This window comes from Methanobrevibacter filiformis (genome assembly GCF_001639265.1).
GTDB lineage: Archaea > Methanobacteriota > Methanobacteria > Methanobacteriales > Methanobacteriaceae > Methanacia > Methanacia filiformis.
In genome coordinates, this window is the sequence record NZ_LWMT01000144.1 from 1 (window position 1) to 1661 (window position 1661).

The 1661-nt window shown below is 25.6% G+C and carries 2 protein-coding genes and 1 pseudogene; 1 reads left to right on the forward strand and 2 read right to left on the reverse strand.

The features are described from left to right. Positions 1-125: 125 nt before the first annotated feature. Positions 126-359, reverse strand: a pseudogene (locus tag MBFIL_RS04350) (radical SAM protein); the annotation flags it as partial. Between the two features lie 67 nt (positions 360-426). Beyond that, the gene (locus MBFIL_RS10135; RefSeq protein ID WP_084266297.1) at positions 427-591 is read right to left on the reverse strand and encodes a TIGR04165 family Cys-rich peptide; all 165 of its coding nucleotides are present in this window, start codon (positions 589-591) and stop codon (positions 427-429) included. A 295-nt stretch (positions 592-886) separates the two neighbouring features. Between MBFIL_RS10135 and MBFIL_RS04355 the strand changes: the two genes are divergently transcribed. Then, on the forward strand, positions 887-1438 hold the full coding sequence (locus MBFIL_RS04355) for a hypothetical protein (RefSeq protein WP_157078657.1): 552 nt from the start codon (positions 887-889) through the stop codon (positions 1436-1438). Positions 1439-1661 lie beyond the last annotated feature (223 nt).

A 1661-nucleotide genomic window follows, 5' to 3' on the forward strand; every position in this document is an offset into this window, starting at 1 on the left:
AATAGATATTCAATGAAAAACATAGACAACAAATAAAAAAAACTACAAAAAATAATTTACAATCTAACCACAACTAAGAAAATTCACTGTCATCCATCAACTGAAAAATTAATTATTGCACAGCCAATATTATTTTTTATTAATGGTAATGATTCTTTATAAAACTCATATCCAGCAAGTAAAGGCTCTCCTCCATGAAATGTAAAATGAACAGGCTCATCTCTGAAGTTTTCCAACCATTTTAAAGTATTTTTAACCACATCTATTTTCATTATCTCCGCATTTTCCTCAGAACCCCAACAATAGCTACATTTTGATGGACAACTAAGTGTTGGAATTATCATAATGTGAAATGTCATTTTTCACCTTCAATATAGAATTTTTAGATTTTTATTAATTCAATAGCTATTACAATTAATTATCCAATTATTCTTTTTCTTTCTTATTTTCTTCAAAAACATATCCACATTTGTCACAAACAATAACATCTAATTCTGCATGAGCACGATGTTCATCAAGCATCCTGCGTTTTGCTGTTTTATCTTGTGACCCACATTCTGGACATTTAGCAAGTAATTGTTCAATTTTCATATTTTCACACTTATAGGTACTTATAGACAATGATTTCTCAAATCATAGATTTTGCGAAATCTCATATTAATAACTTAAATAATATTTAAATGATTTAAAGATTTAAATGATTTAAAGAAATTTCTTATTTTTATTGAAATTGTGTCTTAATATGTATATCTTATAATTTAAATTATATGCTTAAACTTGTATATATAAATAAATTTATATATTAACCATTATTATAGATATCTGTGCAGAAAAAATTAATAAAGTGGTTACAATGCATAGAAAGTTTATAGGGTTATTATTAATTATGTTAATTATTATAATAGGATTGTCTAGTTTTTTATTATCTAATTCAAATTATTTTGATAGAACTTCTAACTTAAAAGGGATTAATGTAGATGTTAATGTTGCAGAGATAACTAATAATTCATCGAATAGGTCTAATTATCATATAATTACTGTAGGCAATACAACAGATGAATTAGATAAATTTACTAATTTTGAAGGCAAAATAGATGATAATGGAATTAAAGTTACATTAAATACTGAGAAATTGTCATCTGAAGGTAAAACAATTGATTTAATTGTTAAAATTAACAATACTGGAAATTATTCCATTGATAATATTATACTTACTTGGCAATATACAAATAAATCTGTAGGATCAATTAATCCAGGTGAAGTCAAAACATTTAATACTACTACACGTATTCCAACAACTAATGAATTTCGTGCTGATTTTGGTCCAGAAGCAAATGTATCAAATCCTTACTTTATAGGTTCTTTTGAAGCTAAATATTTACTAAATAAAGGAATTTTTATAGCAGCATCAAATTCTGTTGAAATTCCACTGAGATGAATTGACATCATAGCTATTAATTGTTTGGGTTTAAGTAAGAGGTTTAACTGTTTTTATGAAATTCATTAGATATATGAAACAAACATTTCAAACTTTGGCTATGTCAAAAACTTCATGGTTGAGATAATTTTTCCTCTTTCTTGCTCCCATTTTATTCTTTGAAGATCTAAATAGGTTGTTATTCCTTGTTCTGTCTTGTATATTTTTTTCAGGTGTCTTGGTA